23 protein-coding genes and 2 tRNA genes are annotated in these 25,575 nt (G+C 63.5%); 9 read left to right on the forward strand and 16 right to left on the reverse strand.

Translation table 11 applies throughout. The features are described 5' to 3' along the window. Window positions 1-15: 15 nt before the first annotated feature. The 3 genes from era to lepB form a co-directional block, all read right to left on the reverse strand. Window positions 16-921: a GTPase Era gene (gene era / locus ACODSN_RS12265; protein WP_489055833.1), complete on the reverse strand. Its 906-nt coding sequence runs from the start codon at window positions 919-921 to the stop codon at window positions 16-18. Between the two features lie 129 nt (window positions 922-1,050). Continuing rightward, window positions 1,051-1,734: a ribonuclease III gene (gene rnc, locus ACODSN_RS12270; protein ID WP_489055794.1), complete on the reverse strand. Its 684-nt coding sequence runs from the start codon at window positions 1,732-1,734 to the stop codon at window positions 1,051-1,053. Continuing rightward, window positions 1,731-2,570, reverse strand: coding sequence for a signal peptidase I (gene lepB, locus ACODSN_RS12275; RefSeq protein WP_489055796.1), 840 nt, complete (start codon window positions 2,568-2,570; stop codon window positions 1,731-1,733). The genes rnc and lepB overlap by 4 nt, the downstream gene beginning before the upstream one ends. A gap of 168 nt (window positions 2,571-2,738) precedes the next feature. On the opposite strand from lepB, the gene pgi reads away from it, so the two are divergent. Together pgi and gorA are read left to right on the forward strand one after the other, a co-directional pair. Beyond that, window positions 2,739-4,241, forward strand: coding sequence for a glucose-6-phosphate isomerase (gene pgi / locus ACODSN_RS12280; RefSeq protein WP_489055798.1), 1,503 nt, complete (start codon window positions 2,739-2,741; stop codon window positions 4,239-4,241). A 66-nt stretch (window positions 4,242-4,307) separates the two neighbouring features. Then, window positions 4,308-5,654 (forward strand): glutathione-disulfide reductase, encoded by a 1,347-nt coding sequence (gene gorA, locus ACODSN_RS12285; protein ID WP_489055800.1) that lies wholly within the window; start codon window positions 4,308-4,310, stop codon window positions 5,652-5,654. A 6-nt stretch (window positions 5,655-5,660) separates the two neighbouring features. On the opposite strand, the gene ACODSN_RS12290 is transcribed toward gorA, so the two are convergent. The 6 genes from ACODSN_RS12290 to ACODSN_RS12315 form a co-directional block, all read right to left on the reverse strand. Next, complete coding sequence (locus ACODSN_RS12290; protein WP_489055802.1) at window positions 5,661-6,386, reverse strand: 2OG-Fe dioxygenase family protein; 726 nt, start codon at window positions 6,384-6,386, stop codon at window positions 5,661-5,663. Window positions 6,387-6,498: 112 nt separating this feature from the next. After that, complete coding sequence (locus tag ACODSN_RS12295; protein ID WP_489055804.1) at window positions 6,499-8,511, reverse strand: ATP-binding protein; 2,013 nt, start codon at window positions 8,509-8,511, stop codon at window positions 6,499-6,501. Window positions 8,512-8,886: 375 nt separating this feature from the next. Beyond that, complete coding sequence (bioB, locus tag ACODSN_RS12300; RefSeq protein WP_489055834.1) at window positions 8,887-9,888, reverse strand: biotin synthase BioB; 1,002 nt, start codon at window positions 9,886-9,888, stop codon at window positions 8,887-8,889. A gap of 2 nt (window positions 9,889-9,890) precedes the next feature. After that, window positions 9,891-12,053 carry a methylmalonyl-CoA mutase gene (gene scpA / locus ACODSN_RS12305; RefSeq protein WP_489055806.1) on the reverse strand — a complete coding sequence of 721 codons (2,163 nt, stop codon included), beginning with the start codon at window positions 12,051-12,053 and terminating at the stop codon, window positions 9,891-9,893. Window positions 12,054-12,099: 46 nt separating this feature from the next. Next, window positions 12,100-12,537, reverse strand: coding sequence for a methylmalonyl-CoA epimerase (gene mce / locus ACODSN_RS12310; RefSeq protein ID WP_489055808.1), 438 nt, complete (start codon window positions 12,535-12,537; stop codon window positions 12,100-12,102). A gap of 253 nt (window positions 12,538-12,790) precedes the next feature. After that, window positions 12,791-14,323: an acyl-CoA carboxylase subunit beta gene (locus tag ACODSN_RS12315; protein ID WP_489055809.1), complete on the reverse strand. Its 1,533-nt coding sequence runs from the start codon at window positions 14,321-14,323 to the stop codon at window positions 12,791-12,793. Between the two features lie 126 nt (window positions 14,324-14,449). Between ACODSN_RS12315 and ACODSN_RS12320 the strand changes: the two genes are divergently transcribed. The 5 genes from ACODSN_RS12320 (at window position 14,450) to ACODSN_RS12340 (ending at window position 20,504) form a co-directional block, all read left to right on the forward strand. After that, complete coding sequence (locus ACODSN_RS12320; RefSeq protein WP_489055810.1) at window positions 14,450-15,865, forward strand: helix-turn-helix domain-containing protein; 1,416 nt, start codon at window positions 14,450-14,452, stop codon at window positions 15,863-15,865. A gap of 62 nt (window positions 15,866-15,927) precedes the next feature. Next, window positions 15,928-17,520 carry an MFS transporter gene (locus ACODSN_RS12325; protein ID WP_489055835.1) on the forward strand — a complete coding sequence of 531 codons (1,593 nt, stop codon included), beginning with the start codon at window positions 15,928-15,930 and terminating at the stop codon, window positions 17,518-17,520. Between the two features lie 40 nt (window positions 17,521-17,560). Beyond that, window positions 17,561-18,607: an alanine racemase gene (locus ACODSN_RS12330; RefSeq protein ID WP_489055836.1), complete on the forward strand. Its 1,047-nt coding sequence runs from the start codon at window positions 17,561-17,563 to the stop codon at window positions 18,605-18,607. Next, a complete protein-coding gene (locus ACODSN_RS12335; protein WP_489055811.1) occupies window positions 18,604-19,134 on the forward strand; it encodes a GNAT family N-acetyltransferase in 531 nt (176 codons plus the stop codon). Before ACODSN_RS12330 ends, ACODSN_RS12335 begins: the two co-directional genes overlap by 4 nt. A gap of 23 nt (window positions 19,135-19,157) precedes the next feature. Then, entirely contained in the window at window positions 19,158-20,504 is a 1,347-nt protein-coding gene (locus tag ACODSN_RS12340; protein ID WP_489055812.1) for an MFS transporter, read from the forward strand. A gap of 49 nt (window positions 20,505-20,553) precedes the next feature. Here ACODSN_RS12340 and ACODSN_RS12345 read toward each other — a convergent pair. The 4 genes from ACODSN_RS12345 to dapB all read right to left on the reverse strand — a co-directional run bounded on the left by ACODSN_RS12345 (window position 20,554) and on the right by dapB (window position 22,593). Further along, window positions 20,554-20,630 (reverse strand) — tRNA-Arg (locus tag ACODSN_RS12345). Window positions 20,631-20,712: 82 nt separating this feature from the next. Beyond that, on the reverse strand, window positions 20,713-21,096 hold the full coding sequence (locus ACODSN_RS12350; RefSeq protein WP_489055813.1) for a hypothetical protein: 384 nt from the start codon (window positions 21,094-21,096) through the stop codon (window positions 20,713-20,715). A 77-nt stretch (window positions 21,097-21,173) separates the two neighbouring features. After that, window positions 21,174-21,824 carry an endonuclease III gene (gene nth / locus ACODSN_RS12355; RefSeq protein WP_489055814.1) on the reverse strand — a complete coding sequence of 217 codons (651 nt, stop codon included), beginning with the start codon at window positions 21,822-21,824 and terminating at the stop codon, window positions 21,174-21,176. A gap of 4 nt (window positions 21,825-21,828) precedes the next feature. Next, window positions 21,829-22,593: a 4-hydroxy-tetrahydrodipicolinate reductase gene (dapB, locus tag ACODSN_RS12360; protein ID WP_489055815.1), complete on the reverse strand. Its 765-nt coding sequence runs from the start codon at window positions 22,591-22,593 to the stop codon at window positions 21,829-21,831. Between the two features lie 102 nt (window positions 22,594-22,695). Between dapB and ACODSN_RS12365 the strand changes: the two genes are divergently transcribed. Continuing rightward, entirely contained in the window at window positions 22,696-23,397 is a 702-nt protein-coding gene (locus ACODSN_RS12365) for an NAD-dependent deacylase (RefSeq protein WP_489055816.1), read from the forward strand. Here ACODSN_RS12365 and ACODSN_RS12370 read toward each other — a convergent pair. The 3 genes from ACODSN_RS12370 to ACODSN_RS12380 form a co-directional block, all read right to left on the reverse strand. Beyond that, window positions 23,386-24,432: a FecR family protein gene (locus tag ACODSN_RS12370; protein WP_489055817.1), complete on the reverse strand. Its 1,047-nt coding sequence runs from the start codon at window positions 24,430-24,432 to the stop codon at window positions 23,386-23,388. The genes ACODSN_RS12365 and ACODSN_RS12370 overlap by 12 nt on opposite strands. Then, on the reverse strand, window positions 24,350-24,955 hold the full coding sequence (locus tag ACODSN_RS12375; RefSeq protein WP_489055818.1) for an RNA polymerase sigma factor: 606 nt from the start codon (window positions 24,953-24,955) through the stop codon (window positions 24,350-24,352). The genes ACODSN_RS12370 and ACODSN_RS12375 overlap by 83 nt, the downstream gene beginning before the upstream one ends. Before the next feature lie 192 nt (window positions 24,956-25,147). Further along, window positions 25,148-25,339, reverse strand: coding sequence for a hypothetical protein (locus ACODSN_RS12380; RefSeq protein WP_489055819.1), 192 nt, complete (start codon window positions 25,337-25,339; stop codon window positions 25,148-25,150). A 119-nt stretch (window positions 25,340-25,458) separates the two neighbouring features. Between ACODSN_RS12380 and ACODSN_RS12385 the strand changes: the two genes are divergently transcribed. Further along, a tRNA-Leu gene (locus ACODSN_RS12385) sits at window positions 25,459-25,543 on the forward strand. The last annotated feature ends 32 nt before the right edge of the window (window positions 25,544-25,575 follow it).

Here is a 25,575-nt window from a genome sequence, read left to right on the forward strand (position 1 = left end):
GGGACTGGGAGGGGGCTACTCCACCCAGTCCAGCCCGATGTCGCGGTAGATGCCGCGGTCATCTTCCCAATCTTCCTTCACCTTGACGTGGAGGTAGAGGTGAACCTTGACGCCCATGAGCGCCGCCAGTTCGGCGCGCGCCTTCGATCCGATTTCCTTCAGCCGCTGGCCGCCCTTGCCCAGCACGATCGCGCGCTGGCTGGAGCGGCCGACGAGGATCTGCTGGTGGATCTCGATCGATCCGTCGTCGCGTTCCTTATATTGTTCGGTGTCGACGGCGGCGGCGTAGGGGAGTTCGGCGTGAAGCTGGTGATAGAGCTGCTCGCGGGTAATTTCGGCCGCCAGCATCCGGTCGGTCGCGTCGGACACCTGATCTTCGGGGAAGTGCCAGGGACCTTCGGGCATGGCGGCGGCGAAGGCTGATTTGAGTTCGGGCAGGCCATCTCCTGTCGCGGCCGACACGAAGAATATCTCTTCGAAACCGAGCTGGTCGTTCAACTTCTGCGTATGGGGTAGCAGCTTTTCCTTGATCGCGATATCGACCTTGTTGAGGATCAGCCATTTTCGTTCGCTGCGATGCTTGAGTGCCTCGATGATGGGTTCCAGCTTTCGTCCCAGCCCCGCCTTGCCGTCCAGCACCATCGCGATCAGGTCCGCGCCCTGCGCGCCGCCCCACGCCGCCTGCACCATGGCGCGATCGAGCCGGCGTTTGGGCGCGAAGATGCCGGGCGTGTCGACCAGCACCATCTGCGCTGCGCCTTCGATCGCGACGCCCATCACCCGCGTGCGCGTCGTCTGCGCCTTGGGGCTGGTGATTGCGACTTTCTGCCCTACCAGCGCATTGACCAGCGTCGACTTGCCCGCATTGGGGGCGCCGACGATGGCGACGACGCCGCAGCGCTGATTATGTTCGGTATCCAAAGCTGGCAAAATACACTCCGTTCGCGCTGAGCCTGTCGAAGCGCCTTACTTGTTTTTCCTGAATTTCGCCACGCGGGAGATCGCGGTCGTCCCAGATCAGCATCAAGCGATCATGAGAGCGCCCTGTCGCTATCTTTCCAGCATGTCCAGCAACGCTTTGGCGGCGGCCGTTTCCGCTTCCTGTTTCGACCCGCCCGTGGCGCTCGCTTCGCCCGCGCCCTTGATCGATACGGTGACGCCGAAACGCAGCGCATGATGGGGTCCGGAGCGGTCGGTCATCACATATTCGGGTGGCTTGCGCTTGTTGGCGGCCGCCCATTCCTGAAGCGCGGATTTGGGATGGCGCGGGGCGCTCGTCTGGGTATCGACGCGGTCGGCCCAGAGGCGGCGGACCAGCGCGCGGGCTTCATCCAGACCCGCTTCGAGATAAAGCGCGCCGATCAGCGCTTCCATGACGTCGCCCAGCACATTGTCGCTGTCGACCGCCCCGTCGTCGCGCGCCTGTTTGCCAAGGACGAGGTGAGCGGGGACACCGGCCGCGCGGGCAATCTCGGCGCAGGTTTCGCCCGACACCAGCACGTTGAAACGGCGCGAAAGCTTGCCCTCCGGCTCGCCCGCGAAGCGCTCGAACAGCCATTCCGACATGATGAGGCCCAGAACGCGGTCACCGAGAAATTCGAGCCGCTCATAATTGACCGGATTGGCGCTGCCATGGGTGAGCGCCTGCACGAAACGGTTGGGTTGACGGGGTGCGCGGCCGATCAGGCTCGCGAGCCAGTGCGCCGGGTCCGGCCGATGCTGTTCAGCCTTCAAAAACCTTCCCCGATCCGGCTCCACCGCGCCGCAGTGAACCAGGTCCAGGGCAGCAACCAGTTGGCGCTGCCATCGGTGGAAAAGACCGAAATCATCGCCTTGCCGACCAGATTTTCTTGCGGGACGAGGCCGATGCCGCCGCCCTCTACCGCCGGGAAGCGGCTGTCGGCGCTGCGATCGCGATTGTCGCCCATCATGAACAAATGGCCTTCGGGCACCAGCACGGTGTCGCGGTCGTCTGCCGCGCCATCGGGCACCAGATCGAGCACATTATAGCTTTTGGCCGGATCATCCCTGGTCGCCGGCAATGTCTCGCGATATTGCGGGTAGCGGCACTGCCGACCGCCGCCGGGCGCGGCCTGCTCGAAATCGGGGCGATAGCAGGGGGAGGGGCTGCCTTCCCGCGCGGACGCTTCCATCATGTTCGGTGTGACCGGGATGACGAGATCGGCGACCTTCTTTTTGGGAATGGCCGTGCCGTTCAGATAGACGGTGCCGCCCCGCACCGAGATCATGTCGCCGGGCAGGCCGATCACGCGCTTGATATAGTCGCTTTTCTGGCTCGGCGGCGCCTTGAACACCACCACGTCGCCACGGTGCGGCGTCGCGGCGAAAATGCGTCCGGGTATCAGGGGCACGCTGAACGGCAGGGAATAGCGCGAATAGCCATAGGGCCATTTGGCGACGATCAGATAATCGCCGATCAGCAGGCGCGGCTGCATCGATTCAGACGGGATATTGAACGGCGAAGCGATGAAGCTGCGCAGGACAAAGACGAACAGCGCCAGTTTGGCGAGGAACCAGAGGAAGTCCCTCGTCTCCGATTTTCCGCTCATGCGCCCTTGTCTCTTTCTCATCCGCCCTTTGCGCGGCTTTGCGGCGTCATTTTGCCGCCGTCAAGCGCGGAGCGAGGCACGATGCGGGCGCCTGTGCATTATCGGACCAATCGGTCTAAGGATGGCCGGAGAATCGTGCGCGGCGCAGCAGAAGGGCAAGCGAGACATATGAATGCAATCTGGGACCGGATCGCGGCGCGGCAGCGGCCAGCGCTCAAGGCTATTTTCGATATCGATCCCGCCCGTCTGGACCGTTTCACGCTCAATCAGGGACCCATCCGCTTCGACTGGTCCAAAACGCATCTGACCGACGAACTGGTCGAGGACTTCCTCGCCCTGGCCGCCGAAGCGGATTTCGTCGGGCAGCGGGACGCCCTGTTCGCGGGCGAGCCGGTCAACAACAGCGAAGGCCGGGCGGCGGAACATTGCGCCGAGCGGGGCGAGGGCAATGTCGAAAGCGTCGCGTATGCCCGTATGCTGCATAACCGGATGCGGGCGATGATCGACGCAATCGAGGCCGAGGCACTGGGGCCGGTGCGGCATATATTGCATATCGGGATCGGCGGGTCGGCGCTGGGACCCAAGCTCGTCATCGACGCGCTGAGCGGGGATGGCGCGCGGTACGAAGTGGCGGTCGTTTCCAATGTCGATGGCACGGCGCTGGAGCAGGCTATCGCCGGGTTCGATCCGCACGCGACGCTGATCGCCGTCGCCTCCAAGACCTTCACGACCACCGAGACGATGCTGAACGCCGCCAGCGCGATCAACTGGATGGTCGAGGCCGGGGTGGACGATCCCTATGGCCGGGTGATCGCGCTCACCGCCGCGCCGGACAAGGCGATGGAGTGGGGCGTCGATGAAACGCGGGTGCTGCCGTTCAGCGAGACGGTGGGCGGCCGCTATTCGCTCTGGTCCTCTATCGGCTTCCCCGCCGCGCTCGCATTGGGATGGGATGCGTTCGAAAGCCTGCTGGAAGGCGCGGCGGCGATGGACCGTCATTTCCGCCTCGCGCCGCTGGGCGAGAATGCGCCGCTGCTTTCGGCCTTTGCCGACCAATATTACACGCGGGTTATGGGCGCGCAGACCCGCGCCGTCTTTGCCTATGACGAGCGGCTCAAGCTGTTGCCATCCTATCTTCAGCAACTGGAGATGGAGAGCAACGGCAAGAGCGTCAAACGCGACGGATCGCCGGTCGATGGTCCGACCGCGCCCGTGACGTGGGGCGGTGTGGGCACCGATGCGCAACATGCGGTGTTCCAGTTGCTGCATCAGGGGACGGTGCTGGCGCCGGTGGAGTTCATCGCCTCGATCGAACCCGGCAGCCTGCTCGATCCGGCGCATCATCGCGCGCTGCTCGTCAATTGCTTCGCGCAGGGGGCGGCGCTGATGCGGGGCAAGGAAAATGCGGCCGATCCGGCGCGCGCCTATCCCGGCGATCGCCCGTCGACTACCATCCTGCTCGACGATGTGACGCCGCACGCCTTGGGCGCGCTGATCGCCTTTTACGAGCATCGCACCTTTGCCAACGCCGTGCTGATGGGAATCAATCCGTTCGATCAATATGGCGTCGAACTGGGCAAGGAGATCGCCAAGTCTATCGAGGCGGATGGTCCCAGCGGGTTCGACCCGTCGACCATGGCGCTGATCGATCTCGCGCTGCCGGGCGGCTGACGCAAAAGCCGTTTGTATCTTGGCGCGGCCCTCGCCATATCCGCGTCAACATGAGCGGAGACTGCGATGACCGGCTATGATTTCGACCTTTTCGTCATTGGCGCGGGTTCAGGCGGCGTGCGGGCCTCGCGCGTGGCGGCGGCGCATGGCGCGAAGGTCGCCGTGGCGGAGGAATTTCGGGTCGGCGGCACTTGCGTCATTCGTGGCTGCGTGCCCAAGAAACTGCTGATTTATGGTGCGCATTTCGCCGAGGATCTGAAGGACGCGCGCCGCTTCGGCTGGAACGTGCCCGATTGCGGGTTCGAATGGACGACGCTGCGCGACAATGTGCTGGCCGATGTCGACCGGCTGGAGGGCCTCTACAAAAATACGCTCGACAGCCATAAGGTCGAGCTGATTCCGGAGCGCGCCACGATCACCGGGCCGCATTCGGTGAAGCTGGCCGGCGGGCGGGAGGTCACGGCCAAATATATCCTCGTCGCCACCGGCGCATGGCCGATCCTGCCGGAGATCGAGGGCGCGGAACATGGGATTACCTCCAACGAGGTGTTCCATCTGGACGAATGCCCCAAGCGCATCGTCATCGTCGGCGGCGGCTATATCGCCAACGAATTTGCGGGTATTTTCCATCAGTTCGGCAGTCATGTGACGATGGTCAATCGCGGCAGCGCGCTGCTGCGTGGCTATGACGAGCAGATCCGCGACCGGCTGCTCCAGATTTCGACGATGAAGGGCATCAATTTCCGCTTCAATGCGAAGATCGAACGGATCGAGAAGAATGCGGACGGCTCGCTATGTGCGCATTTCGAGAGCGGCGACCCGGCTCCGTGCGACATCATCCTGTTCGCGACCGGGCGCAAGCCGCACAGCGACGGTCTGGGGCTGGAGAGCGCAGGGGTGGAACTGGACGAAAAGGGCGCGATCAAGGTCGACGAATATAGCCGGACGAATTGCGACAGCATCTATGCCGTGGGCGACGTGACCGACCGGCTGCAACTCACCCCGGTCGCCATTCGCGAGGGCCACGCCTTTGCCGATACCGTGTTCGGCGACAATCCGCGCACGGTGGATTATAGCTGCGTGCCGTCGGCGGTGTTCAGCCATCCGCCGCTCGCGGGGGTGGGTCTGACGGAGGCGCAGGCGAAGAACAAGCTCGGGACGGTCAAGGTCTATACCTCCGACTTCCGGCCGATGAAGAATGTGCTGGCCGCCCGCGACGAGCGTTCGCTCTACAAGATGGTGGTCGATGCGACCACGAACCGGGTGGTCGGGCTGCATATGATCGGGCCGGATGCGCCCGAAATATTGCAGGCGGCGGCGGTCGCGGTGAAGGCGGGGCTGACGAAGCAGGATTTCGACGATACCGTCGCGCTGCATCCCAGCATGGCGGAGGAACTGGTGCTGCTGAAATAGGCGACGTCAGCGCTCGGCGGCGAAGGTGACGACGAGCGCGTCGCGCCAGGCGGGCAGGGCCGGATCGACGGCATGAATTTCGGTGACGCCGTGCAGGATGCGGTGGTCGTCGATCAGGATCGCGTCGCCGGGCAGCGCCAGGGTGAACTCGCCGATCGATGCGCCATCGGGCGCGCCGATGCGGGTGACGCCCTCGCGGACGTTGCGCCGCTCGATCAACATCACGAACACGCGGTCGACGCCGTCGCGGTGCAGCCCCTCGGGCGTCGGTCGTCCTGCTTCGCCGGGCCGCGCCTCGATCCGGAACTGGTGCATTTCGACATGCCATGCCGTGAGCGCGCCGGGATCGAATAGAGCCGCGCAGAAGGCGAGGATGGATCGCATGACGGGGTTGTCGAGGGTGGCCGGTTCGACTGGATCGAACCAACGCTGCACATCGCCGTTCAGCTGGTTATAGTCCCGACTCTGATAGTGCGGCTGATGCGGCTTGCGCGTGAAATGACCGGCTTCGCAAGCGAGCGCGGCGTGGCGGCGGCGGCGATACCGGCCGCCATCGGCCATATAGAGGTCCGGCCCGAGATCGTCCCATGTTCGCGCTAACGCCGCCCATTGTTCCGCCTCGACGTCGAGCCGCGCGAAGCTTTCCGCTCCGCTCAACCGCGCATAGCCGGTGTGCGCAATATCTGACCGCAGGGCGTCGAGAGAGGACGGGCAAAGCGTGGCGTCGGTCATCGCACCAGCCTATCGTCGCGCGGGCGGGAGCGACAGGGCCATTTTAATCAGGCTGGGTTTCTTGCCCCGGCCATCATGCCAGTCCTTGCCGGCATGATGGCCTGAAGCAATATCATTCCATTTCGAGGATGATGGCGTCCACCGGCAGGCTCTCGCCCTGCGCCGCCGAAACGCTCTTCACGACACCGGATTTGCCTGCGCGCAGGATGTTTTCCATCTTCATCGCCTCGATCACCGCGAGCGGCTGGCCGGCCTCGACCTTGTCGCCTTCCTTGACGTGCAGCGCGACCAGCAGGCCGGGCATCGGGCAGATCAGGAAGCGCGACAGATCCGGCGGGATCTTTTCGATCATATGCTTCGCGAAGGGCGCGGCATGGGCGGGCAGGATGCGCAGCTTGTGGCTTGCGCCATGCGCCGTCAGGACGAAGCCGGCGCGTACCGGCGCGATGCGGACGCTGAACTCCGCGCCGTCGAATTCGGCCTCGATCAGGCGGTCGCCGGGGGTATATTCCAGGCTCATGTCGAGCGCCTTGCCATCGACGGTCACATCATCGCCATTGATGACGACATCGTGGATGCTCGCCGTGTCGCCGGAGCCGATCTTGACCTGCCAGCCGGTGGGAGCCTTCAGCTTCTTGCCGAGTTGTCCGTCGATCCGGCGGGCGCGGTCGGCCTGCGCCATGGCCGCGAACGCGCCGACGGCGGCCAGCTTCCCGAGCAGTTCGGGCGACGCGGGCGCGCCGTGGAAGCCTTCGGGATATTCCTCGGCGATGAAGCCGGTGGTGATGTTCCCCGAGCGGAACCGCTCATGCTGCATCAGCGCCGACACGAAATCGATATTATGGCCCGGCCCCTCGATCTCGAAACGGTCGAGCGCCGCGATCTGCTTGTCGATCGCTTCGAGCCGGGTGGGCGCCCAGGTGATGAGCTTTGCGATCATCGGATCGTAGAAGATCGACACTTCGCCGCCTTCCTCGACACCGTCATCGACGCGGATCAGTGCGCCGCTCTCGTCGCGGCCGGTTTCGGGCGGGTTGTAACGGATCAACCGGCCGGTGGACGGCAGGAAGCCGCGATAGGGGTCTTCGGCATAGACGCGGTTTTCAATCGACCAGCCGTTCAGCTTCACCTCGTCCTGTGTGAAGGACAGCGCCTCGCCATTGGCGACGCGGATCATCTGTTCGACCAGATCGACGCCGGTGATTTCTTCGGTGACGGGATGCTCGACCTGAAGCCGGGTATTCATTTCGAGGAAGTAGAAGCCGTCGCCGGTCTTGTCCTCTCCGCTGACGATCAGTTCGACCGTGCCGGCACTGAAATAGCCGACCGCGCGGGCGAGCGCGACGCACTGCTCGCCCATCTTCTTGCGCATTTCGGGGGACACGAAAGGTGAGGGCGCTTCCTCGACCACCTTCTGATGGCGGCGCTGGATCGAGCATTCGCGTTCGTTGAGGTAGACGATATTGCCATGCTGGTCGCCCAGCACCTGAATTTCGATGTGGCGCGGGCTTTCGATGAATTTTTCGATGAACACGCGATCATCGCCGAAGCTGTTCAGCCCCTCGCGCTTGGTCGCTTCGAAACCTTCGCGGACGTCCTGCTCGGAATAGGCGAGGCGCATGCCCTTGCCGCCGCCGCCGGCCGACGCCTTCATCATCACCGGATAGCCGATCTCGTTGGAGATCTTCACCGCATGTTCGGTATCGTCGATCACGCCGACGAAGCCGGGGACGACGTTGACGCCCGCTTCCATGGCGAGCTTCTTGGACTCAATCTTGTCGCCCATGGCCGCGATCGCGTTGGCGGGAGGGCCGACGAAGATGATGCCCTCGGCGTCGAGCGCCTTGCGGAAGCTCTCGCGCTCGGAGAGGAAGCCATAGCCGGGGTGGACTGCGTCGGCGCCGGTCTGCTTGCACGCCTCGATGATCTTGTCAGCGATCAGATAGGATTGGGCGGCGGGCGACGGGCCGATATGGACGGCCTCGTCCGCCATCAGCACATGCGGCGCGCGCGCATCGGCATCGGAATAGACCGCAACGGTCTTGATGCCCATCTTCTTGGCCGTGCGCATGACACGACACGCGATTTCGCCACGGTTCGCGATCAAGATCTTGGTGATTGGCATTGCGACTACTTTTCCCCGCTAACTTTCGTGGCTTTGGAAATCATGTTCCCCAGCCATCTGAATGTGAACCAACAGATCAAGGCAAATACGACCGCTGGAAGCGCGCTTACCCAAATCCAATTCGGATATTGGTGCTGAGCGCTTCCGAGCATTTCCCGAAAGCCAGCTACCCCTTCCCAAAAAGCCGCTGAGCCGAGGGAAAAGACAATCGCCACCAAGCGAATGCGCTTTCCTACCCTCACACTATGATCTCCAAGCCAAAGCCTCGGCCCGTCATGCCGGACTTGATCCGGCACCTCGCTTTCTTCCCGCGCGATGGCAGAGAAGAAGCGGGACCCCGGATCAAGTCCGGGGTGACGGCGGCGAGTGCGTAAATCACTCCGCCGCCTCCAGATGCCCGTGCGGCTGGGCCATCATCGGCGTCAGCCCCAGCTTGCCGAGCAGCATCGCGTCCTTGTCATCCCCCGCATTCGCCGCCGTCAACAACTTGTCACCGGTAAAAATGCTGTTCGCACCCGCCATGAAGCAGAGCGCCTGGCAGGCTTCCGACATGCTCTCGCGGCCCGCGCTCAAGCGGACCATCGATTGCGGCATCACGATGCGGGCGACGGCGACGGTGCGGACGAATTCCACCTCGTCGATCTTCGCGAGCGGCGTGTCTTTCAGCATGTCGCCCAGCACCGTGCCTTCGACAGGGACGAGCGCGTTGATCGGCACGCTTTCCGGGTGCGGCATGGTGGCGAGCGCATGGAGGAAGCCGATGCGGTCGTTGCGCGTCTCGCCCATGCCGACGATGCCGCCGCAGCACACGTTGATCCCCGCATTGCGCACATTGTCCAGCGTCTCGATCCGGTCCGCGAACGTGCGCGTCGTGATGACGTTGGCGTAATTTTCCGGCGAAGTGTCGATATTGTGGTTATAGTAATCGAGGCCCGCGTCGGCGAGCGTCTTGGCCTGCCCCTCGTCCAGCATGCCGAGCGTCATGCAGGTTTCCATGCCCATGGCGCGCACGCCCTGCACCATGGCGACCAGCTTGGGCATGTCGCGCTGCTTGGGGTTGCGCCAGGCCGCGCCCATGCAGAAGCGGCCCGAGCCATGATCCTTCGCCTGCGCTGCGGCTTGCAGCACGGCCTGCACATCCATCAGCTTGGTCGCGGCGAGGCCGCTATCGGCTTCCGTCGATTGCGAGCAATAGCCGCAATCTTCGGGGCAGCCGCCGGTCTTGATCGAAAGCAGCGTCGAAAGCTGCACCTCGTTACGCGGGTGATTGGCGCGATGGATCGATTGCGCTTCGAACATCAGGTCGTTGAAGGGCAGGTCGAACAGCGCCGCGATTTCTTCGCGGGTCCAGTCGGTGCGCGATTGGGCGGTGATCATGGTCAAGCGGCTTCCCCCAGCCCCGCCGGGGGCATGTTGTGGCCGAGGAGGCGCAGCACATCGGCGGCGCATTCCACGACGTTGGAACCGGGTCCATAAATGCCCTGCACGCCCGCGTCACGAAGATAGTCATAATCCTGGGGCGGTATGACACCGCCCGCGATCACCTTGATGTCGGTGCGGCCCGCTTCGCGCAGCTTGCCGATCAGTTCGGGGATCAGCGTCTTGTGCCCGGCCGCAAGGCTGGACGCGCCGACGACATCGACCTCGTTCTGCAATGCCAGCACGACCGTTTCGTCGGGCGTCTGGAACAGCGGTCCCGACACGATTTCGAAGCCCATGTCGCTGAATGCCGAGGCGATGACGTTGGCGCCCCGGTCATGACCATCCTGACCCATCTTGGCGACGAGCAGTTTGGGCCTGCGACCGAGGCGCCGCTCGACGGCCTGCACGCCGTCAAGAACCTGCTGCCAGCGGCTGTCGCCTTCATAGGGCGCGGCATAGACGCCCTTCACCGGGGTAGGCTGCGTGCCGTAGCGGTTGAAGCTTTCCTCCATCGCGGCGGAAATCTCGCCCAGCGTCGCACGGGCGCGGGCCGCTTCGACTGCCAGCGCGAGGAGGTTGTTTTCAAGGCTCGCGGGCGCGGCGGCGCCGTCGCGCAGCGCCTGGAGCGCCGCTTCGCACTTGTCGCTGTCGCGTTCCGCCTTCACCTTGTTGATGCGGGCGATCTGGCCTTCGCGCACGGCGGCGTTATCGACCTCCAGCGTTTCGAGCAGATCTTCGGTCGCGAGGCGATATTTGTTGACGCCCACGATCACGTCATCCGCACGATCGACCCGCGCCTGACGGGCGGCGGCGGCGGTTTCGATCATCGCCTTGGGCCAGCCCGCCGCCACGGCCTTCGCCATGCCGCCTTCGGCCTGCACCTTTTCGATGATCTCCCACGCCTTGTCGACCAGCTCCTGCGTCAGCGCCTCGACATAATAGGAACCGCCGAGCGGATCGACGACCTTGGTCATGCCCGTCTCTTCCTGGATCACGATCTGCGTGTTGCGCGCGATCCGGGCGGAAAAGTCGGTGGGCAGGGCAATGGCTTCGTCCAGCGCGTTGGTGTGCAGCGACTGGGTGCCGCCCAGCATCGCGGCCATCGCCTCGATCGTGGTGCGCATGACGTTGTTATAGGGGTCCTGCTCGGTCAGCGAGACGCCCGAGGTCTGGCAGTGGGTGCGCAGCATCTTGGAGCGCTCGTCCTTCGCGCCGAGTTGCGTCATGGCGCGATGCCACAGTACGCGGGCGGCGCGCAGCTTCGCGATCTCCATGAAGAAGTTCATGCCGATGGCAAAAAAGAAGCTGAGGCGTCCGGCGAACTTGTCGATATCCAGCCCGGATTCGACGCCATATTTCACATATTCCATGCCGTCGGCGATGGTGAAGGCCAGTTCCTGCACCTGCGTCGCGCCTGCTTCCTGCATATGATAGCCGGAAATGGAGATGCTGTTGAACTTGGGCATCTCGCGCGAGGTGTAGCCGAAAATGTCCGAGATGATCCGCATCGATGGTTCGGGCGGGTAGATATAGGTATTGCGGACCATGAACTCCTTGAGGATGTCGTTCTGGATGGTCCCGTCGAGCAATTTGCGATCGACGCCCTGTTCCTCGCCCGCGACAATGAAGAAGGCGAGGATCGGGATGACCGCGCCGTTCATCGTCATCGACACCGACATCTTGTCGAGCGGAATGCCGTCGAACAGGATCTTCATGTCGTCGAGCGTGTCGATCGCCACGCCCGCCTTGCCGACATCGCCGGTGACGCGCGGATGATCGCTGTCATAACCGCGATGGGTGGCGAGGTCGAAGGCGACGCTCAGGCCCTTTTGCCCGGCTTTCAGGTTGCGGTGGTAGAAGGCGTTGGAGGCTTCGGCGGTGGAGAAGCCCGCATATTGGCGAATGGTCCAGGGACGGCCGGCATACATGCTGGCCTTCACGCCGCGCGTGAACGGAGCGAAGCCGGGGAGGCCGGGGTCGGCGGTCACATCTTCGGCCGTGTATAGCGGCTTGACGTCGATCCCCTCGGGCGTGTGCCAGGTCAGATCCGCGCCCTTTACTTCCTTGGCGGCGGCGGTGGCCCACTGGTCCAGCGTCGGCTTGTCGGCTTCGTTCGTCATCGTCCCGGTTCCCCAGCATCCGCCCGAACCGGGCGGGTATAGATAATCAATGCGCGTTTTTAGGCGTTTCCATGATCTCGGTCAGCACCCCGTTCATATCCTTGGGATGGACGAAGAAAATCAGCGTGCCGTGCGCGCCGATGCGCGGTTCGCCCAGCACGCGCGCGCCCTTGCCTTCGAACCACGCCTTCGCTGCGTGAATGTCGGGCACCTCATAGCACATATGATGCTGCCCGCCCGCCGGGTTCTTGGCGATGAAAGCGGTGATCGGCGAACTTTCGTCAAACGGCTCGATCAGTTCGATCTGCGTGCCATGGGTCCCATTTTCACCCGGCGTATCGACGAAGCACACCTTCACCCCCTGCGCGGGCAGGTCGAAGGGCTGCGTGATGACGGTCGCGCCCATCACATCGCGATAATAGGCGATGCTCTTTTCGAGCGACGGCGTGGCGACGCCGATATGATTGAGACGGCCGAGTTTCATTTCTTTTTCCTCAACATCCAGCCAGCAGCAGCCATTCCTAAACCTAACACAGCCGCATAAGGCGCAAGCTCACTACGAACTTTGTCCGTATTGCTCACAAACATAACGCAACCCTGAATGACTACGGGGTTTAGCCTTTGCTCTTTTGGGCCAGCATAATCCGAACTGTTACCAACCCGCTCGTTAATTTCCGCGGACGAGATTACAGCGCAGCCCAACAGAACAAGTCCCGCCCAAAATAGCGCTCGTCCCATCACAGCGGAATATTGTCGTGCTTCTTCCAGGGATTCTCCAGGCTCTTGTTGGCGAGCTTCCTCAGCCCCAGCGCGACGCGCTTGCGGGTCGAGTGCGGCTGGATCACCTCGTCGATGAAGCCCTTGCTCGCCGCCACGAACGGGTTGGCGAAGCGGGATTCATATTCGGCGGTGCGTTCGGCGATCTCTTGCGGAGTCTTGCCGCGGAAGATGATCTCCACCGCGCCCTTCGCGCCCATCACAGCGATTTCAGCGGTCGGCCAGGCATAGTTCAAATCGCCGCGCAGATGCTTGGAGGACATGACGTCATAGGCGCCGCCATAGGCTTTACGAGTAATGACCGTGATCTTGGGCACGGTCGCTTCGGCATAGGCGAACAGCAGCTTCGCACCATGCTTGATGATGCCATTATGCTCCTGCGCGGTGCCCGGCAGGAAGCCCGGCACATCGACCAGCGTGACGATGGGGATGTCGAACGCGTCGCAGAAGCGGACGAAGCGCCCGGCCTTCTTGGACGAGTTGATGTCGAGCACGCCCGCCAGCACGAAAGGCTGGTTGGCGACGATGCCGATCGTCTTACCCTCGACCCGGCCGAAGCCGCAGATGATGTTGCCCGCATGGGCCGGCTGCACTTCGAAGAAATCGCCTTCGTCCACGATCTTCTTAATCAGTTCGTGCATGTCATAGGGCTGGTTGGCGTTGGCCGGGATCAGCGTGTCGAGGCTATAGTCGATCCGGTCCCACGGATCGGCGCTGGGCCGCTCGGGCACCGGCTCCTTGTTCGACGCCGGCAGGAAGTCGACGAAATCGCGAACCGACAGCAGCGCTTCGATATCATTTTCGAACGCGACGTCGGCCACGCCCGACTTGGTGGTGTGCGTGATCGCGCCGCCCAGTTCTTCCTGCGTCACGACCTCGTTGGTCACGGTCTTGACCACGTCGGGGCCGGTGACGAACATGAAGGACGAATCCTTCACCATGAAGATGAAATCCGTCATCGCCGGGGAGTAGACCGCGCCACCCGCGCATGGCCCCATGATGACGCTGATCTGCGGCACGACGCCCGACGCCAGCACGTTGCGCTGGAAAATCTCGGCATAGCCCGCGAGGCTGGCCACGCCTTCCTGAATACGCGCGCCGCCCGAGTCATTGAGGCCGATCACTGGCGCGCCCACTTTCAGCGCCATGTCCATGATCTTGCAGATCTTCATCGCGTGCCGTTCCGACACCGCGCCGCCATAGACGGTGAAATCCTGACTGAACACGAACACCAGCCGGCCGTTGATCGTGCCCGATCCGGTGACGACGCCGTCGCCCGGAATATGCTGTTCGTCCATGCCGAAGTCGATGCAGTTATGTTCGACATACATATCCAGCTCTTCGAAGCTGTCCTCGTCGAGCAGCACGTCGAGCCGTTCGCGCGCGGTCAGCTTGCCCTTGGCATGCTGCGCGTCGATGCGGCGCTGGCCGCCCCCCATGCGAGCGCCTTCACGCTTGGCTTCGAGCTTTTCGATGATGGCGAGCTTCGACATGGGCGGCTGTTCTCCGATAGTCATGGCGCGAATTTAGCTGAATGGCCCCATTCCAGCCTTTTATGATTTTCGCAAATGCAAATTTGCTGATTTGCAAATCACCATTTTGCAAATTAGGGCCGGGGGATGGCGCGCGGCAACCGCATCTTCGCAGGACCAAGGCTTCGGCAGTTGCGTCTGGACCATCGGATGGACCAGGCGACGATGGCGCTCGCCCTTGGTATTTCAGTCTCTTATCTCAGCCAGCTTGAAAATGACGACCGGCCGTTGACCGCCAAGGTGAAGGCGGCGCTGGCCGGGGCTTTCCCCGTCGACTGGGCGAGTTTCGACAGCCGCGAGGAAGAGCAGTTGCTGGGCGCTTTCGCCTTCGCGCTGACGCATCCCGAACTGCCCGGCCGCGCGCTGGAGCCGGAGCGGATCGAGAAGCTGCATCTGCAATATCCCGAATTCGCCGCCCGCTATGTCGATCTCTATAACGCGCATATGCGGGCGAACGAGCGGATTAACATGATCGAGGAGGCGATCGCCAACGATCATGCGGTGCAGGCGCGCTTGCCTTGGGAAGCGGCGCGCGACTGGTTTCACGAGGCGGGCAATTATGTCCACGCGCTCGACTGTCTCGCCGAAGATCTGGCGGGCAAGCTGACCGCCGGACAGCCGCTGGACGAGGGCATGCTGGTCGAGGCGCTGGCGCGGCGGCACGGGATCGAGACGCTGATCGCCGACACGCCCGATTCCGCCTTGCGGACCTACAATGCGCTTGAAAAGCGCCTGTTCGTCAACGCCGCCCTGCCGACCGAGAGCCGCAAGTTCATGCTGGCGCATCAGCTGATGCTGCTGGAAGGTCAGGCGGTGATCGCCGATGTCGTCGGTCGCGCCGCTTTGCCGGTCGCGGGCGCGGACCGGCTGCTGGCGCTAGGCCTCGGCAATTATGCGGCGGGCGCGCTGCTGTTGCCCTATGCCGAATTTCGCGAGGCGGCGCGGGTGCTGCGCCATGATATCGACCGGCTGTCACGGCGGTTCGGCGTCAGTTTCGAACAGGCCTGCCACCGGCTGTCCACCTTGCAGCGGCCGGGGCTGCGCGGCATCCCGTTCTTCTTCTGCCGCGTCGATATGGCCGGCAACATCACCAAGCGGCACAGCGCGACCCGGCTCCAGTTCGCGCGGTTCGGCGGGGCCTGCCCGTTGTGGAACGTGCATGAGGCGGTCGCCATCCCTGACCGAATCAACGTGCAGCTCGGCGAAACGCCCGATGGCGTGCGCTATGTCTCCATGGCGAAGGGGCTGGTGAAGCCGTCGGGCAGCTATGCGCGCACGCCGCGCCGCTACGCGGTCGTGCTGGGCTGCGAAATCGCGCATGCGGCGAACTTCGTTTATGCCGACGGATTGCGGCTGGAGGATGAGAGCGCGGCGACGCCGATCGGCGTCACCTGCCGCCTCTGTTCGCGCCAGAGCTGCGACCAGCGCGCCTTTCCGCCCGCCGACCGGCCGATCCATGTCGATCCCGACAACCGCCAGATCGTGCCCTACTGGATCGGCTGAACGCTTGTCGGCGGGCGGCTTTGCCTGCATAGCGAGCCATCGCCAGAGGGCAGGGGGGCATGATGAGCGCGACGGCGGTGGGCACCGACTATGTGATGGATGCGAAGCGGGACCGGCTTATCATTACGGCCTCCGCGCTCGGCACCGTGTTCGAATGGTATGATTTTTACATCTACGGTGTGCTCGCGCCGATCATCGGCCGCACCTTCTTCCCGACCGATAATCCGACCGTCGAACTCCTCTATTCGCTGGCGGGCTTCGCCGTGGGGTTCGGCTTCCGGCCTTTGGGCGCGGTGCTGTTCGGCTATTTCGGCGACAGGTTCGGACGCAAATATACGTTTCTCGCCACCATCGTTTTGATGGGGGCGGCGACGGCGGGCGTCGGGTTGACCCCATCTGCGGCGAGCATCGGCGTGACGGCCCCCATCATCCTCATCCTGCTACGAATTGCGCAGGGGCTGGCGCTGGGCGGCGAATATGGCGGCGCGGCCATCTATGTCGCGGAGCATGCGCCGGCGGGCAAACGGGGTTTTTACACGAGCTTCATCCAGGCCGGGGTGATCGGCGGCTTCATCCTGTCGCTGATCGTCGTGGTCGGCACGCAATGGATCGTCGGCGCGGAGGTTTGGGCCGCGTGGGGCTGGCGGCTACCCTTCGTCTTTTCGCTGGCGCTGCTGGGCGTGTCGCTGTGGATGCGGCTGATGCTGCGCGAAAGCCCCGTGTTCATGGCGATGAAGGCGGCGGGCGTGCAGGCGAAGAATCCGCTCAAGGAAGCCTTCACCTACCCCGGCAACAAGCGGCGCATGCTGGTGGCGATGATCGGCATCGCGGCCGGCTTCACCGTGATCGCCTATACCGTCATGTTTCAGGCGCTCTATTTCCTCCAGAACGGCCTGCATGTTTCGGCGGGCGTCGCGCAGTTGCTGGTCGGGGGCAGCGCCTTCATCGGTATCGGCTCGTTCATCTTCTTTGGCTGGTTGTCCGACCGGATCGGTCGCAAGAAACCGATCGTGATCGGCTATGCGCTGGTGCTGGTTTCGCTGATGCCGCTCTATCAAGCTATCGGCGCTACCGCCAATCCGGGTCTGACCCAGGCGGCGGCCCGCTCGCCGGTGATGGTGAGCGGGCCGGACTGCGTGTTCGACCCGTTCGCCAAGGTGCAGCCGACCGCCTGCGGCAAGCTGCTCGACCATTTTTCCAAGCGCGGCATTTCCTATGAAAAGCGGGCTGGCCCGGTTCCGGCCGTCAGCATCGGCGACGCGGTGGTTGGCGATCTGAGCGCGGAAGGGCTGGACGCCGCCCTGCGAGCCGGGGGCTATGATTTCGCGACCGTAACGCCGGACTGGCGACGCGCGTCGCTGGTCTTTGTCGCGCTGCTGCTGCTGTGGACGCTGTCCGGCGCGACCTATGGTCCGGTGGCGGCGTTGCTGTCGGAATATTTCCCCGCGCGTATTCGCTACAGTTCGTTGTCGATCCCCTATCATATCGGGACCGGATATTTCGGTGGCTTCCTGCCATTGGTGAGCCAGTATATCGTGGCGCGCACAGGCAATCCCTATGCGGGCCTGTGGTATACGCTGGCGGTGGTCGCGGCGGCGCTGCTGACTTGCCTGATCGCCCTGCCCGAGACGCGGGGCCGCTCGCTTGAGGCCTGAGTGCTCGACCTCTGTGAGCGATGACGCTACCGGCCTTGCCATGGACGATTTCGTCGCACCATTGCGCCTTCGGCTGGACGAGGATGCGTTGCTCGCCAACTGGCGATGGCTGGCGAAGCGAAGCGGCGGCGCGGCCTGTGGCGCGGCGATTAAGGCGAACGGCTATGGGCTGGGCGCGCGTGAGGTGATGCTACGGCTGGCAAGGGCGGGCTGTCGCGACTTTTTCGTGTCGAACTGGGCTGAAGCGGCAGCGCTGGAGCCATTTCTGACCGACGATCTCAGCCTCTCCGTCCTGCATGGCGTCAGGGCCGAAGACATGACCCGCGCGCTGGCATCGCGCGCGCGCCCGGTTCTCTCCACCCCGACCCAGATTGCCCGCTGGAAAGCGGCGGGGGGTGGTGCGTGCGACATCATGGTCGATACCGGCATGAACCGGCTGGGGCTGGACTGGCGCGCGGAGGCGGCTGCGCTGGTCGAGGGGCTGGCTATCGACACGCTGATGAGCCATCTCGCATCGGCTGATGAGGACGGGCCGATGAGCGGGGTTCAGCGCACCCGGTTTTCCGGCCTTTGCCCCTCAATATCGGCCGGCCGTTACAGCCTCGCCAACAGTGCGGGCATTTGCCTGGGTTCCGACTATGCGTTCGATCTCACCCGACCCGGCCTTGCGCTCTATGGCGCGGCGCCCCGGCGCGAAGCGATCGGCCATCTTCGGCAGGTCGTGTTCCCGCAGGCGCAGGTGCTTCAGCGGCGGCGGGTGCCGGCAGGGGAGTCTATCGGCTATAATGCGACCTATCGCGCGCCCGCCGACATGGAGGTCGCCGTGCTTAACCTTGGCTATGCCGACGGCTATTTGCGGGGATTTTCCGACCGGGGAAGCGTGCGTGCCGATGACGCCGTTCTGCCGGTCGTGGGACGCGTGTCGATGGATCTGATCGCCATCGATGTGAGCGTCCGGCCCAACATCGCAGAGGGCGACTGGCTGACGATGGACTATGCGTTGGGCGAGGCGGCGCGTGTTTCGGGTCTGTCGCAATATGAGCTGCTGACGGGCTTGGGCGCCCGGTTCGATCGGATCTGGCATTGACCGCGGGTCTCGCGCCCGTCGCGCTTGCGCCGCGTGTCCATGCGCCCAGAGCGGCAGTGCGTATTTTCGAGGCTACGGCGCTCGATCATGCGGCGCTGCTGCGCGGCGATGCGCCCCGGCACTTCGGCCTGGCCGACACGCCGATCGCCACGCCCGAGATAATCGCCATGCTCGCGGAAATGGCGGAGGAGGTTGGGCAGGAATTCTCGCCCACATCCTGGCTGATCGTCGAAGGATATGATGTCGTCGGTCTGTGCTCGATCAAATTGCCACCCGAAGACGGCCTGTTCGAAATCGGCTATGGCATTGCGTCGAGCCACCACAATCGCGGCATCGCCAGCCGGGCCGTGGCGCAGGTCGTCGCCTGGGCGCGGCGCCAGCCCGGTTTGAGGACGATCATCGCCGAAACCCTGCCGGACAATATCGCATCGCAGCGGGTGTTGATGCGCAACGGCTTCGTTGCAGTGAGCGACCGGCTGGATGAAGAGGACGGCATCGTGATATGCTGGCGCTGCCGGCTGCGATGACATAAGCCCCGATATGCGGGCAGATGGCGCGAAGGTTCAGCAACGCCAAGCAGCGCGACGGGGGGATCATGAACAATCTTGCGATGCACAGGCCTGATTATACGCTGAGTTCTGCCTATCGCATGCTTGGCGTGCTGGTTGTCGCCTATATCGTCGCCTTTCTCGATCGTCAGATCATCGCGCTGCTGGTGGCCCCGATCAAGGCATCGCTGGAAATCAGCGACTTTCAGATCGCCCTATTGCAGGGACCTGCCTTTTCGCTGGCCTTTTGCGTGGCGACGATCCCCGCAGGGATCATCGTCAGTCGCTATAATCGTCGCAACGTCCTGGTCTGCGGCATCTTGTTCTGGAGCGTGGGAACGGTCCTGTGCGGTTTCGCCAACAGCTTTCCGATGCTGTTCGCGGCGCGTGTTGTCGTGGGGATGGGGGAGGCGATCCTGTCTCCGGCGGCCTATACGATGATTACCGACGCCTTCCCACGAGAACGGGTCGTCAGGGCGCTTTCGATCTTCACCATGGCCGCGACGCTGGGCGTGGGATCAGCGTTTCTGGCGAGCGGCGCGGTCATCAGCCTGGTCAATGGCCTGCCGATCCTCATTGCGGGGTATCAGCGCTGGCAGGAAACGTTCTGGATCATAAGCCTGCCGGGCTTCATCATCGCGCTGCTGTTGCTCGCGGTCAAGGAACCGCCCCGCACCGGCGGTCACGGGGAATCGACCGCGCGGCTTGCCGATGTCTTTGCGCTGCTTTGGCGCAAGGCGGGCGCTTTCGCCCCGATCTTCCTGTGTTCGGCGTTGCTCGGCATCGTCTATTATGCAGGCTTCGTCTGGTATGCCACTCACCTCATCCGGGCGTTCGGCCTGTCGCCGAGTCATGTGGGCTATCTGCTGGGCATCCTCTATCTATGTTGCAGCAGCATCGGCACGCTGCTCGGCGTGACGCTGGCCGAACATCTGCAACGTCGCGGCATATCCGACGCGCCGCTCATCGCGGTCGCGCTATTTTCGGCCATCGCCTTGCTGACCAGCGCCTATGCGTCGGTCGAGAATCTGTATCTGTCGCTTGGCATGCTGATCCTGCAATCGCTCGCGCTTGGCTCATTCTACGGCAATCTCACGGCGGCGCTGCAGCTGATTACCCCGCCTGCCCTGCGTGGCGTCAATTCCGCGATATTCGTCCTGTGGAACAACCTGATCTCTCTCGCCGCAGGCGCTTCGATCATCGGCGCATTGTCGACGACCATCTTCGCTGGCGACCCGATGGGATTGGGCTACAGCATTTCGCTCGTCTGCCTGATCTGTTCGACGGCATCGCTGTTGATGGCGTTATCGGGGCGCGAGCGATACCGGACGGCGGTCTTGGTCAAATGAACGCCCTGTCCCCGCTGGAAAGGGCGGGGCGAGCGTCGAGGATGAGTTTTGGTGCACCCAAGTGGATTCGAACCACTGGCCTTTGCCTTCGGAGGGCAACGCTCTATCCAGCTGAGCTATGGGTGCTTGTCGCCGATGCGAAGGGCCGCTTAGCAAAGGCCGTTCGCAGGCGCCAGCGCAAATCGGCGATTGCGGGATTATTACGTGCCTATTTGGGCGCTTTCTGCATCGGCTGGAATTTGCCGAGGCCACAGCTCGCGCCGCGCGACAGGCCGGGACCGCCCTGAAGCACGGTGATGATATCGACCGAACAAAGCTGGGAAATGCTGGTTTTGTAGAGAAATTTCTTTTCGAAGCCGAGGCTCGGGCAACTATAGGGCAGGGTATTGCGATAAACGCGGCTGGCACCCGTGACGAAATCGATGGTCCGGTCGTCGCGGACATTCGTCGACTGGATGGTGCTGATCTGGATGCAACTGACCGGCTTGCCGGCAGGGACATAGGGATCGGGCGCGGGTTTCGCCAATGCGGGGGAAACGGAGCCGCAAAGGGCCATGACGGCGGCGAGGCGAAGGATGCTGGGGGCGGGCATTTCACTCTCCTTAATCTATACGGATAAGACGACGAGCGGACCCGACATCCGTTCCTTTTATAGCATCATCGACGGCTTCAGGCTTCGGTTTTGGGCGCTGGCGTCTTGGGCTTGTAGCGGCACAGATCGGCAACCGGGCAGCGCCAGCATTCGGGACGCCGCGCCTTGCAGATATAGCGGCCATGCAGGATCAGCCAGTGATGCGCGTCGCGGCGAAAGGGGCCGGGCACGCGGGCTTCGAGCTTGAGTTCCACCGCCAGAGGGGTCTTGCCCGGCGCCAGTCCGGTGCGGTTGCCGACGCGGAAAATATGGGTGTCGACGGCGAAGGTTTCCTGGCCGAACGCGGTGTTCATGACGACATTGGCGGTCTTGCGCCCGACGCCGGGCAGAGTCGTCAGCACGTCGCGGTCCTGCGGCACCTGCCCGCCAAAGTCGCGGACCAATATGTTCGACAGGGCGATGACGTTCTTTGCCTTGCCGTTGAACAGGCCGATCGTCTTGATATGCTGTTTCAGGCCCTCTTCGCCCAGATCGACCATCTGTTGCGGCGCCTCGACCTCGCGGAACAGCGCGCGGGTCGCTTTGTTGACGCCGACGTCGGTGGACTGGGCCGAAAGGACGACCGCGACCAGCAGCTGATAGTCATTGCCATATTCCAGCTCCGTGCGGGGCGCGGGATTGGCTTCGGCGAGGCGGCTGAAGAAGTCGAAGATCTGCGCTTTGTTCATGGCGTCAAAGGCCGAGCACGCCCTTCATATCGTAACGGCCCGCCGGCTGGCCGACCAGCCATGTCGCGCCCTTGACCGCCCCGCGCGCGAAGATGGTGCGGTTTTCGGCGCGGTGGCCGATCTCGATCCGCTCGCCTTCGGTGGCGAAAATCACCTGATGATCGCCCGCGACCGATCCGCCACGCAATGCGGCAAAGCCGATCGCGCCCTTTGCCCGTGCGCCGGTGATGCCGTCTCGGCCCCGTTCGCTATGCGCGTCGAGCGCAATGCCGCGTCCGCGCGCGGCAGCCTCTCCCAAAAGAAGGGCTGTGCCGGAGGGGGCGTCGACCTTATGCCGATGGTGCATTTCGACGATCTCGATGTCCCAGTCATCGCCCAGACCCGCCGCCGCCTGCTCGACCAGCGCCGCCAGCAGGTTGACGCCAAGCGAGGTGTTGCCGGTCTGGAGAATGGGAATATGCGCCGCCGCCTCATCGATCAGCGCGTGGTGCACCGCTTCGAGGCCGGTGGTGCCGATCAGGATTGGCTTGCGGGCGGTAATGCAGGCGTCGAGATGGGCGGACAGGGCGCCCGGAACCGAAAAATCGATGAGTATGTCCGCGCGCTCGGCCAGCGCCAGCGGATCGGAGGAAAGCGCAAGGCCCGGCACGATCTCGCCGATGCCGACATGATCGATCCCGCCCGCAATGCCCAGTCCCGCTTCGGTCGCGACCTGCGCGATCGCCCGGCCCATACGGCCCGCCGCCCCGAAAATGCCGATGCTGGTCATGTCGTTCCCGTTCCTGAAATCGCTGCAAGCGGCCGATGCCAGAATGGAGGGTGAATGTCATCCCCGGTAGCCCCGATCGCATCTTCGCGCTAGTTTCCGCCGATGACCGAACCAGTCCGCAATATCGTGATCCTGACCGGCGCGGGAATTTCCGCCGAAAGCGGCCTTGCGACCTTTCGCGGGCCGGACGGCCTGTGGGAAGGGCATCGGGTGGAGGATGTCTGCACGCCCGAAGCGCTGGCGCGCGATCCTGTGCTCGTACACCGCTTCTATGACGAGCGGCGCGCGAAGCTGGCGATGGTGCAGCCCAATGCCGCGCATGAGGCGCTCGCGGCGCTCGACCGGGCCTGGACGGGTGATTTGCTGGTCGTCACGCAGAATGTCGATGATCTGCACGAACGGGCCGGCGCGCAGCGGCTCATTCACATGCATGGCGAACTTAAATCGGCGTTGTGCGCGGCCTGCGGTCGGGCGACGGCGTGGGAGGCCGCGCTGCCGCCAGCCAGCGTCTGTGGCGCATGTGGCAAGCCCAGACTGCGGCCCGACATCGTGTTCTTCGGCGAAATGCCTTATGAGATGGAAGTGATTGAGGACGCGCTCGCTCGGGCCGACCTGTTCGTGTCGATCGGCACATCGGGCGCGGTCTATCCGGCGGCGGGCTTTGTCCAGACCGCGCGACGGGCGGGTGCGCGCACGCTGGAACTGAATTTCGATCCGTCGGCGGGCAGCGCCTATTTCCATGAAAGTCGGCTTGGCCCGGCGAGCCTGCTGGTTCCGCAACTGGTGCGGGAATTACTGGGTTAGGGTGCGGGCGACCGCTTCGCTGGACGGATCTGCACCCAAATCCTCATCGCGATAGAGCAGCATGACCGATCCATCCTCGCCGGTGACGGCGCGGACAGGCAGGCTCAATTGCAACGCGGTCAGAAATTCCTTGCTGTCGCCGATGCGGAAACGCCCGCCGACGCGGAGCGAGGATACGCGATTGTCGCCGATCAGGATCGGCGTGGCGCGATAGCGGTTGAACTCCTCGGCCGCCTGCGCAACCGTTTCGCCGTCCAGTTCGACCATCTGCGCGCGCCAGGCAGTGCGCTGGTCGATAAGCCTGGGGCCAAGCCGGGTCAGGGCGATAGTGCGCGGCTGGATCACCGCGCCACTCCCGGCGCTGACCTTTTCTTGCGCCATGTCGCCGGACCGGACGGAGACGGTGCCCTGGGTGACGGTGAGTTCGACCAGGGCGGGGCGCATGCGGACATTGAAGGCGGTGCCGACCGCGCGGATCACCGCCGATCGCGCTTCCACATCGAAGGGGCGGCTCTTGTCGTGCGCGACATCGAAATTCGCCTCGCCCTTCAGGATGCGCACCTTGCGGCCATTATCCGTAAAGCGCACCTCCGCCTCGCTATCGCTGTTGAGGTGCATGGTCGATCCGTCGGCCAGCGCGATGTCGCGAATCTCGCCGATGCGCGTTTCGTAGCGATCGACGCCGCTGAAGGTGCGGACGGTGACAATCGCTGCGACAATGAACAGCAGCACCGATATCGCGGCGGCGATCATGATGTTGCGCGACAGGCGGCGCTGGTCGATTTCACTGATGATTGCCGCGAGCGGCGGCAGGCGTATGGCCGCGGCGCTGCTTTTCAACCGCTCAGTCGCTTCCCACGCGGCCTCCGCGCGGGCGAAGGCGACGGCGTGGCGGGGGTCGGCCTCGATCCAGCGGCATGCTTCCAGTTCGACCTGCGCGTCGGGGCCGCTGTTAAGCCTTGCTAGAAGGCACGCGGCCTTCGCTTCGATTGCGTCCCTGTCCCCGCAATTTGAACCTGGTTCCGACGCCTGCACGCTCGAAGTCCGTTTCCTCACGTTCTGCCCAGGCCCGCATAACTATCGCGATGGCTTTGGCCAGATGTTTTTCAACTGTGGAAACGGATAGAGACATCTCCTCCGCTATTTCCAGCATCGATTTTTCGTGAATCCGTCGCAAGATAAAGACGCGCTTGCATTGAATTGGCAGCGTATCGACGATCGCTTCGACCTGACGCAGCGCTTCGCGTGCATGAAGTTGCGCTTCGACATTGCTTTCGCCCTGGAGCAATTCCAGGTCGGCGATGGTTTCGAAGCTGACGATTTTGTTCCGCCGCGCGGCGTCGATCACCAGATTGCGCGCGATGGTGAAAAGATAGGCGCGACCGGTGGTGACATTTTCCCAATTTTCGGTCGCATAGGCGCGGGTCAGAACCTCCGCCACCATATCGTCCAGTTCATGGGTCGACGGGAGTATCCGGCGCAATCGACCGCGCAGGGCGGCTTCCTGTGGCAGGATAACAGTCTTGAACCATTCCAGTTTGGCGCGAACCCTTTGCACGTCGACCCCCTTATGTCAGTCGCGCCTCTCCCGCTTTTCCGTTGCCGGTTTCTTTTGTCTGTCACATTTCAATCATGGATTCATGGGGCTGTCCAGCGGATGCGCGGCATAATTCCACGGTCGCTGCAAAAACCGTTGCGCGACGCTACGGAAACTTGTGTGTTTCAGGTGACATAGCTCGTTGGCCTCCTTTCACATTGGCGGAACTTCGGGCGGCGCGCTGTCCGGCCGATCGAAATCCGGGCCTTGCGGGATGATTTCCGGCGGCTGTCCGGCGGGCGTTTCGTCCGGAGTCGCGGGCGGCGGCGTTTCGGGCGGGGATTGCGGCTCGATGATGTCCGGTGAAGGAACGGCATCGGGGGCCGGGTCGGGTTGGGTCGCCATGCACAATCTCCTTGAGGTTGGAGGCTTTACGCACGGGTCGGACACCAGTTCCGGGCGATGTCCGGTATCCCTTGCCTCCATCCCTGCTTTTCTCTATGCCGCGCCGACCGGCGACCGATGCGGGCGTGGCGAAACTGGTAGACGCGCCAGATTTAGGTTCTGGTATCGCAAGATGTGGGGGTTCGAGTCCCTTCGCCCGCACCAGTCGGCGTCAGGCCCTAAATTCGCAGATGCCA

The sequence above is a fragment of the Sphingobium sp. FG11 genome (genome assembly GCF_057809915.1).